The sequence below is a fragment of the Aliivibrio kagoshimensis genome (genome assembly GCF_050337105.1).
Lineage (GTDB): Bacteria > Pseudomonadota > Gammaproteobacteria > Enterobacterales > Vibrionaceae > Aliivibrio_A > Aliivibrio_A kagoshimensis.
In genome coordinates, this window is sequence record NZ_JAKJSQ010000079.1 from 1 (window position 1) to 15,297 (window position 15,297).

The following is a 15,297-nucleotide window of genomic DNA, read 5'->3' on the forward strand; positions in this document are numbered from 1 at the left end:
AATGATTATTACTGATTTTGTTCAAACTTTCGTTTGAACGATTTGACTGTGTCAATAARTCGAAACTTATYGATTAAGGCCACTCAGTTCATTGAGATTATTTTTTGATAATCTATTCACGAGTGCCCACACAAATTGCATGGTCAAATTGTTAAAGAGCAATTCTTAAACTTTCAAACCTTTCGGTCAGTTCGTTTAAGTGGACGGCCATTTTAGCGATTTAAGCTCTAGTGTCAAACACTTTTTTAAACTTATTTCTCGTGGCTTGTTGTCCTACCGACTGAGCTAGAACCCTTTATGGCTCTTGGTTTCTAAAAGAAGAAGCCGCTCCGTGTCAGTGAGGACGCATTATAGAGAGATCGATCCACATGGCAAGCAGTTATTCACGTTTTTTTAGTAAAAAATGGTCGACTGAACAGTTAATAATCAACTTTATTTTCATACCTTTTTAAGCACATCTTAAGCAGAACTTATTCACAACCTTATTCACAATGGAGTCAAATGTACCGATAAACAGAATGGTGAAAAAGTACCAAGGAAATTATTCTGAGTGGCAATCTACTTTTCACTCCCCTAACTTGTTTAATATAGTTGTCTCTATATAGCTAAGCAAAAATATATATAACATTACTTGTATAACTATTTATGAGCTGCATCTCTGTGTCTTGAAAAAGACTGACGACATTCTGTATCTATAAAGATCTCGATAGTTTTAATAGGTACACACAGAAATATCAATAAGTATGATATTGACTGTATGCAGCTTCATCATTAAATATGGGTTGGATGGTGATTTGATAGAGTATGGAATTAGAAGGATATAAAAAAGGCCAAGTCGATGACTTGGCCTTTTGTTTACTTCAGATTAAAAAGTGCTCATTACTCAGCTGCTTCTTCTTCTGGACGATCCACAAGCTCAATGTATGCCATTGGAGCTTTGTCACCAGTACGGAAACCACATTTAAGAATGCGAGTATAACCGCCAGCACGTTCTGCAAAACGTGGACCTAATTCAGTAAATAATTTTGCTACTACTTCGCTATCACGAGTACGTGCAAATGCAAGACGACGGTTTGCAACACTGTCAGTCTTAGCTAATGTAATCAATGGCTCAACCACTCGACGTAGCTCTTTTGCTTTTGGCAAGGTAGTCTTGATTACTTCGTGACGTACCAATGAGCTAGCCATATTGCTGAACATCGCTTTGCGATGACTGCTATTACGGTTGAGTTGACGACCACTCTTACGATGGCGCATGACCTAATCCTTCTAACTAGATATCAGTATCTGATTAATCTTCAGCGATTGACGCAGGAGGCCAGTTTTCTAGGCGCATACCTAGAGACAGACCACGAGAAGCCAAAACATCTTTGATTTCTGTCAAAGATTTCTTACCGAGGTTTGGCGTTTTAAGTAGCTCAACCTCAGTACGCTGAACCAGATCACCGATGTAGTGAATCGCTTCTGCTTTCAAACAGTTAGCAGAGCGAACCGTTAGTTCAAGATCGTCTACAGGGCGGAGCAGGATCGGATCGAACTCTGGTTTCTCTTCTTTCTCTTCAGGAACTCGTATATCACGAAGATCTACAAATGCATCCAATTGTTCAGCAAGAATAGTTGCTGCTCGACGAATGGCTTCCTCAGGATCAAGTGTACCGTTTGTTTCCATATCGATGACAAGTTTGTCTAAATCGGTACGTTGCTCTACACGAGCAGCTTCAACATTGTAGGCAATTTTGTCTACAGGGCTGAAAGTTGCGTCGACAAGCAAACGACCAATAGGACGCTCATCTTCTTCAGTATGAATACGCGCTGATGCTGGTACATAACCACGACCACGCTCTACCTTGATTCTCATGCTGATTTCAGCATTGTCATCAGTTAGGTGGCAGATAACGTGCTCTGGGTTCGCAATCTCAACATCACCATCATGGGTGATGTCGCCTGCAACGACAGGGCCTGCACCAGATTTGTTAAGAGTAACGATAACTTCATCTTTACCCTCAACCTTAATGGCAAGGCCCTTAAGGTTTAGAAGAACTTCAAGAATATCTTCTTGGATCCCTTCTTTGGTGCTGTACTCGTGCAATACCCCTTCGATCTCAGCTTCAGTTACGGCACAACCCGGCATTGAAGATAGTAGAATACGACGAAGAGCATTCCCAAGAGTGTGGCCAAAACCACGCTCTAATGGCTCAAGAGTTACTTTTGCATGAGTCGAGTTAACTTGTTCAATGTCAACAAGACGTGGCTTAAGAAATTCTGTTACAGAACCCTGCATTGTGTCCTCTCTATATTATAGCTTTACTTAGAGTAAAGCTCGACGATCAGGTGTTCGTTGATGTCGGCAGACAAGTCGGAACGTTCTGGAAGACGCTTGAAAGAGCCTTCCATTTTGCCAGCATCTACTTCAATCCAAGTTGGTTTTTCACGTTGTGCAGCAACTTCTAGAGCCGCTTGAATACGTGATTGCTTTTTAGCTTTTTCACGAATACTTACAACGTCATTAGCCGCAACTTTGAATGAAGGAACGTTTACAACGTTACCGTTAACTAGAATAGACTTATGGCTAACTAGTTGACGAGATTCAGAGCGAGTAGCTCCGAAACCCATACGATAAACTACGTTATCTAGACGGCCTTCAAGTAACTGCAACAAGTTTTCACCTGTATTGCCTTTAAGGCGTGCAGCTTCTTTATAGTAGTTACGGAATTGTTTTTCTAGAACGCCATACATACGACGAACTTTTTGCTTCTCACGAAGCTGAACGCCATATTCAGATAGACGGCCACGACGTGCGCCGTGAACACCTGGGGCGTTATCTATTTTACACTTGGTTTCAATCGCGCGGACGCCAGACTTAAGAAATAAGTCAGTACCTTCGCGACGGCTAAGCTTAAGCTTAGGACCCAAATATCTTGCCATGATCTTTCTCCAATAATCCTAGATGCGTTCGTTATACACGACGTTTCTTAGGTGGACGACAACCGTTATGAGGAATCGGAGTCGCATCAACAATGTTAGTGATACGGTATCCAGCAGCGTTTAACGCGCGGATAGTAGACTCACGACCAGGACCAGGGCCCTTAACCATAACTTCCAGGTTCTTTACGCCATATTCTTTGGCCATTTCACCACAACGTTCAGCGGCAACCTGTGCTGCGAACGGAGTAGATTTACGAGAACCGCGGAAACCAGAACCACCTGCAGTAGCCCAAGCTAATGCGTTACCTTGGCGATCCGTGATAGTCACGATGGTATTATTGAAAGAAGCATGAATGTGCGCTACGCCATCAGCTACTTGCTTACGTACGCGCTTACGAGCGCGAGTTGGTTGCTTTGCCATTAAGTACCTACCTTATCCGATTAACGTTTGATCGGCTTGCGCGGACCCTTACGGGTACGTGCGTTGGTTTTAGTACGCTGTCCACGTAACGGTAGACCGCGACGGTGACGTATACCACGGTAGCAACCAAGGTCCATTAGACGCTTGATGCTCATGGAAACTTCACGACGTAAGTCGCCTTCTACAGTGTACTTGGCAACACCATCACGCAGAATATCAATCTGCTCTTCACTTAGTTCACTGATCTTAACTTCACCAGCAATACCTGCTTCAGCTACAATAGCTTGAGCGCGGGTCTTACCAATGCCGAAGATTGCGGTTAGTGCAATCACGGTATGTTTATGATCAGGAATGTTAATGCCTGCTATACGGGCCACTATTCACTCCTAGTACTTTTATAAGAAGAACCACAACAGAGCCCGATGAGGATACGTTGTGGCCAAAACTACTTCTTTTGCACGCAAAAGGTAGGCCGAGGAATATACTCGGCCTAACTTTTAATTTCAAGTAAAAAATTCTGCTAATTAACCTTGGCGCTGTTTATGCTTAGGTTCAACGCAAATTACACGCACAACACCGTTGCGCTTAATAACTTTACAGTTGCGGCAGATTTTTTTAACGGAAGCACGAACTTTCATTGCTAAACTCCGTAAATGGAAACTAATTAACGACTTGCGCCGCCTTTTAGATTCGCTTTTTTCAACACAGACTCATATTGCTGAGACATCAAATGAGTCTGCACTTGAGCCATAAAGTCCATAATAACAACAACTACGATTAGTAGGGAAGTACCGCCAAAATAGAAGCGTACGTTCCAAGCTATCATCATGAATTCAGGTATTAGACAGATAAAGGTAATATACATAGCGCCCGCTAGGGTAAGCCTTGTCATCACTTTATCTATATATTTCGCTGTCTGTTCACCTGGGCGGATTCCGGGTACGAAGGCACCTGACTTCTTCAAGTTATCTGCTGTTTCGCGAGGGTTAAACACCAACGCTGTATAGAAGAAACAGAAAAAGATAATTGCGGCTGCATAAAGCATAACATACAGAGGCTGACCAGGACTTAACGCCAGTGAAATATCACTTAGCCATCCTAGAGACTCATTTTGACCAAACCACTGTGCCAGCGTGCCTGGAAAAAGTATGATACTAGATGCAAAAATCGCAGGTATTACACCAGCCATATTAATTTTCAATGGTAGATGCGTACTTTGAGCTGCAAACACCTTACGGCCTTGCTGTCTTTTTGCATAGTTAACGACGATACGACGTTGCCCACGCTCCATAAACACTACAAAGTAAATAACTGCGAAAGATAAAACTGCAATTAGTAGTAGAAGAAGTACATGCAATTCACCTTGACGCGCTTGCTCGATAGTCTGTCCAATTGCTGGTGGTAACCCTGCAACAATACCAGTAAAGATAATCAAAGATATACCGTTACCAATACCGCGCTCTGTAATTTGCTCACCTAACCACATTAAAAACATGGTACCGGTAACCAAACTGACAGTTGCAACAAGGTAGAAAGTGAAATCTGGATTAGCAACTAATCCAGGTATCATATTCGGTAAACCTGTCGCAATACCAATTGCTTGGAAGGTTGCCAACACTAACGTGCCGTAGCGAGTGTACTGACTGATTTTACGTCGGCCAGATTCACCCTCTTTCTTCAACTCAGCTAATGCTGGATGAACAACAGTTAGCAACTGAATAACAATAGACGCAGAAATATACGGCATGATACCCAGTGCTAATATTGAAGCACGAGAGAGAGCACCACCAGAGAACATGTTAAACAGTTCAATAATGGTACCTTTCTGTTGTTGGAACAGATCTGCAAGTACAGCAGCATCAATACCAGGAATCGGCACAAAAGAGCCAGCTCGGAATACTAGTAATGCACCTACCACGAATAATAGACGCGATTTTAGTTCGGCTAAGCCGCCCTGTGCACTACGGAAATCTTGTCCTGGTTGTTTAGCCATTGTACCTCATCCTCAAGGAATTAAGCCTCGATTTTACCACCTGCAGCTTCAATCGCAGCAACAGCACCTTTCGTTACGCGTAAACCTTTAACAGTTACCGCTGTAGCGATGTCACCAGAAAGAACGATTTTCACGAACTCAATGTTTTTAGTGACAAGGTTAGCAGCTTTAAGGCTGTTAAGATCTACAACGCCACCTTCGACTTTAGCTAACTCGCTAAGACGAACTTCAGCTGTTACTAGACTCTTACGAGAAGTAAAACCGAATTTAGGTAGACGCTGTTTCAAAGGCATTTGACCGCCTTCAAAACCTGGACGAACAGAACCGCCAGAGCGAGATTTTTGGCCTTTGTGACCACGGCCACCAGTTTTACCTAGGCCAGAACCGATACCACGACCTACACGCTTCTTAGAAGGTTTAGAGCCTGCAGCCGGTGATAGAGTATTCAAACGCATTGTGATTACTCCTCAACTTTAACCATATAGTGAACTTTGTTGATCATGCCGCGTACGCAAGCAGTATCTTCAACTTCAACTGTATGGTTGATTCGACGAAGGCCAAGACCTGTAAGACACAATTTGTGTCTAGGTAAACGACCGATTGAGCTTTTAATCTGAGTTACTTTGATAGTTTTAGCCATGGTACTTACTCCGAAATAGATTCAACAGTTAGACCACGCTTAGCAGCTACCATCTCAGGTGACTTCATACCACTAAGTCCATCAATTGTTGCGCGAACAACGTTGATTGGGTTAGTAGAGCCGTAAGCTTTTGCTAGAACGTTGCGGACACCCACAACCTCTAGTACTGCACGCATCGCACCACCGGCAATGATACCAGTACCTTCAGACGCAGGCTGCATGTACACTTTAGAACCAGTGTGGCGACCTTTTACTGCGTGGTGAAGAGTACCGTCGTTCAATGCAATGTTAAACATGTTGCGACGTGCTTTTTCCATTGATTTTTGAATCGCTGCAGGTACTTCACGGGCTTTACCGTATCCGAAACCTACACGACCATTACCGTCACCAACTACTGTTAGTGCAGTAAAGCTAAAGATTCGACCACCTTTAACCGTTTTTGAAACACGGTTTACAGCGATCAGTTTTTCATTTAAATCTGAAGCTTGTTGTTGTTCTTTTGCCATCTTCCAACCCTACCTTAGAATTTCAGACCAGCTTCACGGGCACTATCGGCCAATGCAGCTACTCGTCCGTGGTATTGGAAACCAGAACGATCGAAAGCAACAGTTGTAATGCCTTTTTCGATAGCACGTTCAGCGATTGCTTTACCAACTGCTGTAGCGGCCTCAACGTTACCGGTATATTTCAATTGCTCACGGATCGACTTCTCTAGGGTAGAAGCAGAAGCGATGACCTCAGAGCCATTTGATGCGATTACCTGCGCGTACGTATGACGCGGGGTACGGTGTATCACTAGACGCGTAGCGCCCAGCTCGGCAATCTTACGACGTGCACGTGTAGCACGACGGATGCGAGATGCTTTCTTATCCATAGTGTTACCTTACTTCTTCTTAGCTTCTTTGGTACGCACGACTTCGTCGGCGTAACGAACACCTTTGCCTTTATAAGGCTCAGGCTCACGATAAGAACGAATGTCAGCTGCAACTTGACCTACAACTTGCTTATCACAAGCAGTAATAATGATCTCAGTTTGACTTGGACATTCAGCTTTAACACCTTCAGGTAGAGCGTGCTCTACTGGGTGCGAGAAGCCCAACGTTAGAGCCACGGTGTTGCCTTTAATAGCAGCACGGTAACCAACGCCTTTTAGGGTAAGCTTTTTAGTAAAGCCTTCAGTAACACCAATAACCATGTTGTTCACAAGTGCACGAGCAGTACCAGCTTGAGCGTTAGCTCGTGGTTTACTTTCGTTCCATGTGAAAACAATAGTGTTATCTTCTTGGGAAAGAGTCACATCATCGTTAATTACACGAGATAATTCACCTTTACCACCCTTGATAGTGATTTCCTGACCGTTTAACTTCAACTCTACGCCAGCAGGAAGAACAACAGGTGCTTTTGCAACACGAGACATATTCTACTCCTTACGCTACGTAACAGATGATTTCACCACCAAGTCCTGCCTTGCGAGCAGCACGGTCTGACATCAGACCCTTGGAAGTAGAAACGATTGCAACCCCAAGGCCACCCATCACAGTTGGAAGCTCGTCTTTTTTCTTATAGACGCGCAAACTAGGACGTGAAACACGTTGGATTTGCTCGATAACCGGTTTAGCTTGAAAGTACTTAAGAGTAATTTCTAGCTCAGGTTTTACTTCGCCTTCAACAGCGAAGTCAGCGATGTAACCTTCAGACTTAAGCAAAGCGGCAATAGCAACTTTTAGCTTGGATGAAGGCATTTTTACAGCAACTTTATGTGCTGATTGACCGTTGCGAACGCGGGTCAGCATATCCGAAATCGGATCTTGCATGCTCATAGAATTTCTCCAATGATTAAAGTGGCATTACCAGCTAGCTTTACGAAGTCCCGGAATCTCGCCTTTCATGCAAGCTTCACGGACCTTAATGCGGCTTAAACCGAATTTACGTAGGTAACCGTGTGGACGACCAGTTTGGTTACAACGATTACGCTGACGAGATGCACTTGAATCACGTGGAAGCGCTTGCAGTTTTAACACTGCGTCCCAACGCTCTTCTTCAGATGCTTTTACATCGCTTATTAATGCTTTTAGTGCAGAACGCTTTTCAGCGAACTTAGCTACTAGCTTTGCACGCTTCGTTTCACGTGCTTTCATAGATTGTTTAGCCATAACAGTAACCCTTCACCTTACTTACGGAATGGGAAGTTAAAGGCAGCTAGCAGAGCATGGCCTTCTTCATCAGTTTGAGCAGAAGTCGTGATAGTGATATCAAGACCGCGCACACGATCTACTTTATCGTAGTCGATTTCTGGGAAGATGATTTGCTCGCGAACGCCCATGCTGTAGTTACCGCGTCCGTCAAAAGACTTAGCGCTAACACCACGGAAATCACGTACACGTGGAAGAGAAATTGAAATCAAACGTTCCAAGAACTCCCACATACGTTCGCCACGTAGGGTTACTTTACAACCGATTGGGTAGCCTTCACGAATCTTGAAGCCAGCAACTGATTTACGTGCTTTAGTGATCAAAGGCTTTTGGCCAGAGATCAGCGCCATATCAGCTGATGCATTTTCAAGAAGTTTTTTATCGTTGATTGCTTCACCAACACCCATGTTTAGGGTGATTTTTTCAACCCTAGGGACTTGCATGACGCTTGAGTAGCTAAACTGTTTGGCCAGTTCAGCGACTACAGACGACTTGTAGTAATCATGCAGTTTCGCCATAGTAGAACTCCAAATTACTTAATTGTTTCACCGTTTGACTTGAAGAAACGAACTTTCTTCTCATCTTCGAAACGGAAACCTACACGGTCAGCTTTGCCGGTGGCTTCATTGAATAGAGCAATGTTTGAAGCATCAATTGCTGCTTCTTGCTCAACGATACCGCCTTGTTGACCTAGAGCCGGTACAGGCTTTTGGTGTTTTTTAACAAGGTTGATACCTTCAACGATAACTTTACCGGTTGCTAGAACCTCTGTTACCTTACCGCGCTTACCTTTATCTTTTCCAGTAAGTACGATTACTTCGTCATTACGACGGATTTTTGCTGCCATTTTTGTCGCTCCTTACAGAACTTCTGGTGCAAGTGAAACAATCTTCATGAATTTCGCATTGCGAAGTTCACGAGTCACAGGACCAAAGATACGTGTACCGACTGGTTGCTCAGTAGTGTCATTCAACAATACGCAAGCATTACGGTCGAAGCGAATGACTGAACCGTCTGGACGACGAACGCCTTTACGAGTGCGCACTACCACCGCTTTCAGAACGTCACCTTTCTTAACTTTACCGCGAGGAATTGCTTCCTTAACAGTAACTTTAATGACGTCTCCGATATGTGCATAACGGCGATGTGAACCACCCAGGACCTTAATACACATTACTCTACGAGCGCCGGAGTTATCCGCAGCCTCGAGTGTACTTTGCATTTGGATCATGTTAGTGCTCCGCTAATTTATATAATCTAGACCCATCACGGGTCGGGCTGCCCTCATTAAAAGGGCTGCGAATTGTACCACCCTTTTTTAAATAAGGGTAGTCAAAAAATAAACGGCCTCAAAATTAATTTGAGACCGCTTATATGCGTTATAAAATCAGCAAATTATGATTTTGCTTTTTCTATAACTCGTACCAAAGTCCAAGATTTAGTCTTAGACAGTGGACGACATTCACGAACTTCAACAGCGTCGCCTAGGCCACACTCGTTGCTTTCGTCATGTGCATGAAGCTTAGTCGTACGTTTGATGTATTTTCCGTAGATCGGATGTTTCACCATACGTTCAATAGAAACAACGATAGACTTGTCCATCTTGTTGCTAATTACACGACCTTGCATTGTACGAATTTTGTCGCTCATTATGCGTCAGCCTTCTCAGTCAATACAGTTTTAACACGTGCGATGTCACGGCGTACAGTTTTCAGAGTATGAGTCTGCTGTAGTTGACCAGTCGCAGTTTGCATACGCAAGCTGAACTGTTCACGTAGCAAATTCAAAAGCTCTTCATTAAGCTCTGCAACGCTTTTTTCGCGTAGATCTTGTGCTTTCATTACATCACCTGCTTAGTTACAAAAGTAGTTTTTATAGGCAGTTTACATGCCGCTAGGCGGAATGCTTCACGAGCCAACTCTTCAGGTACACCGTCCATTTCATACATAACCTTTCCAGGTTGGATTTGGGCTACCCAGTACTCAACGTTACCTTTACCCTTACCCTGACGAACTTCTAGTGGTTTTTCTGTAATTGGCTTATCTGGAAAAACTCGAATCCAGATTTGGCCTTGACGCTTAACAGCACGAGTCATAGCACGACGTGCGGCTTCGATCTGACGTGCAGTAAGACGTCCACGGCCAACAGCTTTAAGTCCGAAATCGCCGAAGCTGACTTCTTGACCTTTAGCTAGACCACGGTTGCGACCTGTATGAACCTTACGGAACTTAGTGCGTTTAGGTTGTAGCATCAGTCTGCTCCTTACTTACGGCTTCTACGCTGCTTCTTAGGCTTGTCAGCCTTTGGCTCTACTGCATTTGCAGCCGGCATTCCGCCCAGAACTTCACCTTTGAAGATCCAAACTTTAACGCCGATCACACCGTATTGGGTGTGAGCCGAAGAAGTTGCGTAATCAATATCAGCACGTAGAGTATGTAGAGGCACACGACCTTCACGATACCACTCAGAACGTGCAATTTCAGCTCCGCCTAGACGGCCGCCAACTTGCACTTTGATGCCTTTAGCGCCAAGACGCATTGCATTTTGTACCGCACGCTTCATAGCACGACGGAACATAACACGACGTTCTAGCTGTGATGAGATGCTGTCAGCTACAAGTTGACCATCTAGCTCAGGCTTACGTACTTCGGAGATATTAATCTGCGCCGGTACACCTGCAATTTTAGCAACGCCTGCGCGTAGCTTTTCAACATCTTCGCCTTTCTTACCGATAACAACACCAGGGCGAGCAGTGTGAATAGTCACACGGATACTTTTCGCTGGACGCTCGATAACAATGCGTGATAGGGATGCTTTTTTCAGCTCTTTAGTTAAGAACTGACGTACCTTGAAGTCGCCGTCTAGGTTGTCAGCGAACTCTTGGCTGTTAGCAAACCAAGTGGCATTCCAAGGCTTGACGATGCCAAGACGAATACCATTAGGATGTACTTTCTGACCCATTTGCTTTCTCTCCTAGTCTTTAACGATCAGCTACAACAATACTGATGTGGCTTGAACGCTTCAAGATGCGATCTGCACGACCCTTCGCACGAGGCATAATACGCTTCATGGTAGGACCTTCGTCTACGAAGATTTTAGCGACATTGAGATCGTCAATATCAGCACCTTCGTTGTGTTCTGCGTTAGCAATAGCTGACTCAAGAACTTTTTTAATCAATTCAGCCGCTTTTTTGTTGCTGAAAGTTAAAAGTTCAAGCGCCGAGTCTACTGATTTCCCACGGATTTGGTCTGCAACTAAGCGGGCCTTCTGTGGCGAAATGTGGGCAAAACGATGTTTAGCTATAGCTTCCATATCTTACCCCTTAACGCTTTTTAGTTTTCTTATCTGCAGCGTGGCCGCGATAAGTACGAGTTGGTGCGAATTCGCCCAATTTATGACCGATCATATCTTCGGTAACAAAAACTGGAACGTGCTGACGACCATTATGGACAGCGATGGTCAAACCGAGCATTGTAGGAATGATCATTGAACGACGGGACCAAGTCTTAATAGGCTTTTTGTCTCCGCTTTCCACCGCTTTCTCTACCTTCTTCAGCAAGTGTAGGTCAATAAATGGACCTTTCTTGAGAGAACGTGGCATGGCGTAATCCTCTTATAGATTATTTATTACGACGACGTACAATGTACTTGTCGGTGCGTTTATTACTACGGGTCTTGAAGCCTTTAGTAGGCATACCCCATGGAGATACTGGATGACGGCCACCAGATGTACGACCTTCACCACCACCGTGTGGGTGATCAACTGGGTTCATCGCAACACCGCGAACGGTTGGACGAACGCCACGCCAACGTGTAGCACCGGCTTTACCCAGTTCACGTAGCATATGTTCAGCATTTCCTACTTCACCGACAGTCGCGCGACCCTCGGAAAGAACTTTGCGCATTTCACCAGAACGTAGACGCAATGTTACATATGCGCCATCGCGTGCGATGATTTGTGCGTAAGCACCAGCTGAACGAGCCAACTGAGCGCCTTTGCCAGGCTTAAGTTCGATACAGTGAACTGTAGAACCTACTGGGATGTTACGCAATGGCAAGCAGTTACCTGCTTTGATTGGCGCATCAACACCTGACTGAATTGCATCACCAGCTTTTAGGCCTTTTGATGCAATGATATAACGACGTTCACCATCTGCGTACAGAGCTAGTGCAATGTTTGCACTACGGTTCGGATCGTATTCTATGCGTTCAATTTTCGCAGGAATACCATCTTTAGTACGCTTGAAGTCGATCATGCGGTAATGGTGCTTGTGACCACCACCAACGTGACGTACGGTGATACGACCTGTATTGTTACGACCACCTGATTTAGAGTTTTTCTCTAAAAGAGGTGCGTACGGCTTACCCTTGTGTAGGTCAGAGTTTACCACTTTAACAACGTGGCGACGACCAGGGGAAGTCGGCTTACACTTTACTATAGCCATGTTTAACTACTCCTGTCTTACTCAGCGCCGCCAACGAAGTCGATGTCTTGACCTTCTTTCAAGATAACATATGCTTTTTTGACATCATTACGACGTCCCATACGCATACCTTGACGTTTGGTTTTACCCTTAGTGATAAGAGTATTAACAGACTTAACTTCAACCTCAAACAACTTTTCTACAGCTGCTTTGATCTCTTTCTTAGTTGCAGTGATTGCTACTTTAAAAACAATAGTATTGTTTTTTTCAGCAGCCATCGTTGCCTTTTCAGAGATGTGCGGGCCACGTAGTACTTTTAGTAGACGCTCTTCACTGATCATGCCAGCATCTCCTCAACTTGCTTAACTGCATCAGCAGTTATAAGAACCTTGTTAAACGCAACAAGACTTACTGGATCAATACCAGCAACATCACGTGCATCAACTTTATATAGGTTACGTGCAGCTAAGAATAGATTTTCGTCTACCTCGCCAGTAACGATAAGAACGTCGTTAAGCTCAAGTTCTTTAAGCTTTGCAACTAATTCTTTTGTTTTTGGCGTTTCTACAGAGAAGTTCTCAACAACGACTAAACGCTCTTGACGAACCAACTCAGAAAGAATGCTCTTAAGAGCACCACGGTACATTTTTTTGTTTACTTTTTGGCTGTGATCCTGAGGTTTCGCAGCAAAAGTAACACCACCTGAACGCCAGATTGGGCTACGAATAGTTCCCGCACGAGCTCGGCCTGTACCTTTTTGGCGCCATGGTTTAGCACCGCCACCAGACACTTCTGAACGTGTTTTTTGAGCACGAGTACCTTGACGAGCACCAGCTGCAAAAGCAACTACTACTTGATGTACAAGAGCTTCATTAAACTCACGTCCGAATGTAGTCTCGGAAACAGTTAGCGCATCAGCGCCTTTAACCATCAATTCCATTACTATCTCCTAGACGTTACGCTTTAACAGCTGGTTTAACGATCACATTTCCGCCAATTGCACCAGGGACTGCACCTTTAATAAGGAGTAGTTTGCGCTCAGCATCAACACGAACGATTTCTAGGTTTTGAGTCGTTACACGCTCAGCACCCATGTGACCAGACATTTTCTTGCCTTTAAATACGCGACCTGGAGTTTGACATTGGCCAATTGAACCCGGAGCACGATGAGACAAAGAGTTACCATGGGTCATATCTTGAGTAGAGAAGTTCCAACGCTTAATTACGCCTTGGAAGCCTTTACCTTTAGAAGTACCTGTAACGTCTACTTTTTTTGTTTCTGTGAAAAGATCAACGTTAAGCTCAGCGCCAACTTCAAACTCTTCACCGTTTTCTAAACGGAATTCCCAAAGACCACGGCCAGCTTCAACGCCAGCTTTAGCAAAATGACCTGCATTAGGCTTGCTTACGCGGCTAGCTTTCTTAGTTCCGGTAGTTACTTGAATTGCAGTATAACCATCAGTTTCAAGAGTTTTCACTTGAGAAACGCGGTTTGCTTCAACTTCAACAACAGTTACCGGAATAGAAGTGCCATCTTCGGTAAAGATGCGGGTCATGCCCACTTTACGACCGACTAGACCAATCATTATCTTATCTCCCTTAACCTAAGCTAATCTGTACGTCAACGCCAGCAGCTAGATCTAGACGCATAAGCGCATCAACAGTTTTATCTGTAGGCTCAACGATGTCGATAAGACGTTTGTGAGTACGAATTTCGTACTGATCACGAGCGTCTTTATTGACGTGAGGGGAAGTAAGAACAGTAAAACGTTCTTTGCGAGTTGGTAGTGGGATAGGTCCACGAACCTGTGCGCCAGTACGTTTAGCTGTTTCAACGATTTCCGCAGTTGACTGATCGATTAAACGATAATCGAAAGCCTTTAGTCGGATACGAATACGTTGGTTCTGCATTAGACAGAGCTCCAATAATTAAAATACACAAATAATATCGCCACTCACACTCAAAAAATGAGGGAATGTCGATTGATTTATGTGAAACCGTAGTACCAAAATTAGGTACATTGTCAGTTAATTTTCATTAACCGCGAACATAAGCTGAGTATATATTGTGAATAAAAAGCTTCAATTGAATGCTCTTTACCCTCCTCAGTGCTCATTGGTTCACACCTGCCTCTAAGAGGTCAGTGCTGGGCATTATACAGATCACACTGTTTTGTGCAAGTGAGTAATTACATATAGTATTGTTTAATTTTTCAACACTATCTATTCTTATGATTTCTATAGAATTATAGACATAAAAAAAGGAAGCCGAAGCTTCCTTTTTTGGAGTATTGTAAAATAAGGCTATTAAGCGATTACTTTAGCAACAACACCAGCACCTACTGTACGGCCACCTTCACGGATAGCAAAACGTAGACCTTCATCCATCGCGATTGGCGCGATAAGTGTAACGTGCATCTGTACGTTATCACCAGGCATTACCATTTCAACACCTTCTGGAAGTGTGATATCGCCTGTTACATCAGTTGTACGGAAGTAGAACTGTGGACGGTAACCTTTGAAGAATGGAGTGTGACGTCCGCCTTCGTCTTTTGAAAGTACGTATACTTCTGATTCAAAAGTGGTGTGTGGGTTGATTGAACCTTTCGCTGCCAATACTTGACCACGTTCAACGTCTTCACGCTTAGTACCACGTAGAAGTGCACCAACGTTCTCACCAGCACGACCTTCGTCAAGCAGT

The 15,297-nt window shown here is 44.1% G+C and carries 29 protein-coding genes; all 29 read right to left on the reverse strand.

Translation table 11 applies throughout. The features are described 5' to 3' along the window. Nucleotides 1–879: 879 nt before the first annotated feature. Nucleotides 880–1,257: a 50S ribosomal protein L17 gene (rplQ, locus tag L4C32_RS17935; RefSeq protein ID WP_428198270.1), complete on the reverse strand. Its 378-nt coding sequence runs from the start codon at nucleotides 1,255–1,257 to the stop codon at nucleotides 880–882. 34 nt (nucleotides 1,258–1,291) lie between these two features. Then, nucleotides 1,292–2,281: a DNA-directed RNA polymerase subunit alpha gene (locus tag L4C32_RS17940; RefSeq protein ID WP_428198271.1), complete on the reverse strand. Its 990-nt coding sequence runs from the start codon at nucleotides 2,279–2,281 to the stop codon at nucleotides 1,292–1,294. 23 nt (nucleotides 2,282–2,304) lie between these two features. Continuing rightward, complete coding sequence (gene rpsD / locus L4C32_RS17945; RefSeq protein WP_428198272.1) at nucleotides 2,305–2,925, reverse strand: 30S ribosomal protein S4; 621 nt, start codon at nucleotides 2,923–2,925, stop codon at nucleotides 2,305–2,307. Nucleotides 2,926–2,956: 31 nt separating this feature from the next. After that, nucleotides 2,957–3,346 carry a 30S ribosomal protein S11 gene (rpsK, locus tag L4C32_RS17950; RefSeq protein ID WP_005303517.1) on the reverse strand — a complete coding sequence of 130 codons (390 nt, stop codon included), beginning with the start codon at nucleotides 3,344–3,346 and terminating at the stop codon, nucleotides 2,957–2,959. 20 nt (nucleotides 3,347–3,366) lie between these two features. Further along, nucleotides 3,367–3,723, reverse strand: coding sequence for a 30S ribosomal protein S13 (gene rpsM / locus L4C32_RS17955; RefSeq protein WP_428198273.1), 357 nt, complete (start codon nucleotides 3,721–3,723; stop codon nucleotides 3,367–3,369). A 147-nt stretch (nucleotides 3,724–3,870) separates the two neighbouring features. Beyond that, the gene (gene rpmJ / locus L4C32_RS17960; RefSeq protein ID WP_005417265.1) at nucleotides 3,871–3,984 is read right to left on the reverse strand and encodes a 50S ribosomal protein L36; all 114 of its coding nucleotides are present in this window, start codon (nucleotides 3,982–3,984) and stop codon (nucleotides 3,871–3,873) included. Between the two features lie 26 nt (nucleotides 3,985–4,010). Further along, nucleotides 4,011–5,339: a preprotein translocase subunit SecY gene (gene secY / locus L4C32_RS17965; protein ID WP_428198274.1), complete on the reverse strand. Its 1,329-nt coding sequence runs from the start codon at nucleotides 5,337–5,339 to the stop codon at nucleotides 4,011–4,013. Between the two features lie 20 nt (nucleotides 5,340–5,359). Next, on the reverse strand, nucleotides 5,360–5,794 hold the full coding sequence (gene rplO / locus L4C32_RS17970) for a 50S ribosomal protein L15 (protein WP_428198275.1): 435 nt from the start codon (nucleotides 5,792–5,794) through the stop codon (nucleotides 5,360–5,362). A 5-nt stretch (nucleotides 5,795–5,799) separates the two neighbouring features. Further along, the gene (gene rpmD / locus L4C32_RS17975) at nucleotides 5,800–5,979 is read right to left on the reverse strand and encodes a 50S ribosomal protein L30 (protein WP_428198276.1); all 180 of its coding nucleotides are present in this window, start codon (nucleotides 5,977–5,979) and stop codon (nucleotides 5,800–5,802) included. Between the two features lie 5 nt (nucleotides 5,980–5,984). Continuing rightward, the gene (gene rpsE / locus L4C32_RS17980; protein ID WP_428198277.1) at nucleotides 5,985–6,485 is read right to left on the reverse strand and encodes a 30S ribosomal protein S5; all 501 of its coding nucleotides are present in this window, start codon (nucleotides 6,483–6,485) and stop codon (nucleotides 5,985–5,987) included. A gap of 14 nt (nucleotides 6,486–6,499) precedes the next feature. Next, a complete protein-coding gene (rplR, locus tag L4C32_RS17985; RefSeq protein WP_428198278.1) occupies nucleotides 6,500–6,853 on the reverse strand; it encodes a 50S ribosomal protein L18 in 354 nt (117 codons plus the stop codon). 9 nt (nucleotides 6,854–6,862) lie between these two features. Beyond that, on the reverse strand, nucleotides 6,863–7,396 hold the full coding sequence (rplF, locus tag L4C32_RS17990; RefSeq protein WP_428198279.1) for a 50S ribosomal protein L6: 534 nt from the start codon (nucleotides 7,394–7,396) through the stop codon (nucleotides 6,863–6,865). A gap of 10 nt (nucleotides 7,397–7,406) precedes the next feature. After that, nucleotides 7,407–7,799 carry a 30S ribosomal protein S8 gene (gene rpsH, locus L4C32_RS17995; RefSeq protein ID WP_428198280.1) on the reverse strand — a complete coding sequence of 131 codons (393 nt, stop codon included), beginning with the start codon at nucleotides 7,797–7,799 and terminating at the stop codon, nucleotides 7,407–7,409. A gap of 27 nt (nucleotides 7,800–7,826) precedes the next feature. After that, on the reverse strand, nucleotides 7,827–8,132 hold the full coding sequence (gene rpsN, locus L4C32_RS18000) for a 30S ribosomal protein S14 (protein ID WP_428198281.1): 306 nt from the start codon (nucleotides 8,130–8,132) through the stop codon (nucleotides 7,827–7,829). Between the two features lie 17 nt (nucleotides 8,133–8,149). Continuing rightward, nucleotides 8,150–8,689 (reverse strand): 50S ribosomal protein L5, encoded by a 540-nt coding sequence (rplE, locus tag L4C32_RS18005; RefSeq protein WP_428198282.1) that lies wholly within the window; start codon nucleotides 8,687–8,689, stop codon nucleotides 8,150–8,152. Nucleotides 8,690–8,703: 14 nt separating this feature from the next. Next, complete coding sequence (rplX, locus tag L4C32_RS18010) at nucleotides 8,704–9,018, reverse strand: 50S ribosomal protein L24 (protein WP_428198283.1); 315 nt, start codon at nucleotides 9,016–9,018, stop codon at nucleotides 8,704–8,706. A 12-nt stretch (nucleotides 9,019–9,030) separates the two neighbouring features. Next, complete coding sequence (rplN, locus tag L4C32_RS18015) at nucleotides 9,031–9,402, reverse strand: 50S ribosomal protein L14 (RefSeq protein ID WP_248008227.1); 372 nt, start codon at nucleotides 9,400–9,402, stop codon at nucleotides 9,031–9,033. A 164-nt stretch (nucleotides 9,403–9,566) separates the two neighbouring features. After that, nucleotides 9,567–9,821, reverse strand: a complete 255-nt coding sequence (gene rpsQ / locus L4C32_RS18020) for a 30S ribosomal protein S17 (protein ID WP_428198284.1) — start codon at nucleotides 9,819–9,821, stop codon at nucleotides 9,567–9,569. Then, complete coding sequence (rpmC, locus tag L4C32_RS18025; protein ID WP_428198285.1) at nucleotides 9,821–10,012, reverse strand: 50S ribosomal protein L29; 192 nt, start codon at nucleotides 10,010–10,012, stop codon at nucleotides 9,821–9,823. The genes rpsQ and rpmC overlap by 1 nt, the downstream gene beginning before the upstream one ends. Continuing rightward, on the reverse strand, nucleotides 10,012–10,422 hold the full coding sequence (gene rplP, locus L4C32_RS18030; RefSeq protein WP_428198286.1) for a 50S ribosomal protein L16: 411 nt from the start codon (nucleotides 10,420–10,422) through the stop codon (nucleotides 10,012–10,014). Before rplP ends, rpmC begins: the two co-directional genes overlap by 1 nt. Before the next feature lie 11 nt (nucleotides 10,423–10,433). Continuing rightward, nucleotides 10,434–11,132, reverse strand: a complete 699-nt coding sequence (gene rpsC, locus L4C32_RS18035) for a 30S ribosomal protein S3 (protein ID WP_428198287.1) — start codon at nucleotides 11,130–11,132, stop codon at nucleotides 10,434–10,436. Between the two features lie 19 nt (nucleotides 11,133–11,151). Continuing rightward, nucleotides 11,152–11,484, reverse strand: coding sequence for a 50S ribosomal protein L22 (gene rplV, locus L4C32_RS18040; RefSeq protein ID WP_428198288.1), 333 nt, complete (start codon nucleotides 11,482–11,484; stop codon nucleotides 11,152–11,154). A 10-nt stretch (nucleotides 11,485–11,494) separates the two neighbouring features. Further along, nucleotides 11,495–11,773, reverse strand: coding sequence for a 30S ribosomal protein S19 (gene rpsS, locus L4C32_RS18045; protein WP_428198289.1), 279 nt, complete (start codon nucleotides 11,771–11,773; stop codon nucleotides 11,495–11,497). 19 nt (nucleotides 11,774–11,792) lie between these two features. Then, the gene (rplB, locus tag L4C32_RS18050; protein WP_428198290.1) at nucleotides 11,793–12,617 is read right to left on the reverse strand and encodes a 50S ribosomal protein L2; all 825 of its coding nucleotides are present in this window, start codon (nucleotides 12,615–12,617) and stop codon (nucleotides 11,793–11,795) included. A gap of 17 nt (nucleotides 12,618–12,634) precedes the next feature. Continuing rightward, the gene (rplW, locus tag L4C32_RS18055; protein ID WP_428198291.1) at nucleotides 12,635–12,937 is read right to left on the reverse strand and encodes a 50S ribosomal protein L23; all 303 of its coding nucleotides are present in this window, start codon (nucleotides 12,935–12,937) and stop codon (nucleotides 12,635–12,637) included. Beyond that, nucleotides 12,934–13,536, reverse strand: a complete 603-nt coding sequence (rplD, locus tag L4C32_RS18060; RefSeq protein WP_428198292.1) for a 50S ribosomal protein L4 — start codon at nucleotides 13,534–13,536, stop codon at nucleotides 12,934–12,936. The genes rplW and rplD overlap by 4 nt, the downstream gene beginning before the upstream one ends. Nucleotides 13,537–13,552: 16 nt before the next feature. Next, nucleotides 13,553–14,182: a 50S ribosomal protein L3 gene (gene rplC / locus L4C32_RS18065; protein ID WP_428198293.1), complete on the reverse strand. Its 630-nt coding sequence runs from the start codon at nucleotides 14,180–14,182 to the stop codon at nucleotides 13,553–13,555. A gap of 13 nt (nucleotides 14,183–14,195) precedes the next feature. Continuing rightward, nucleotides 14,196–14,507: a 30S ribosomal protein S10 gene (rpsJ, locus tag L4C32_RS18070; protein WP_153447923.1), complete on the reverse strand. Its 312-nt coding sequence runs from the start codon at nucleotides 14,505–14,507 to the stop codon at nucleotides 14,196–14,198. Between the two features lie 396 nt (nucleotides 14,508–14,903). Further along, the coding region (locus L4C32_RS18075) for an EF-Tu C-terminal domain-related protein (protein ID WP_489672089.1) at nucleotides 14,904–15,297 on the reverse strand (394 nt) is incomplete at its 5' end.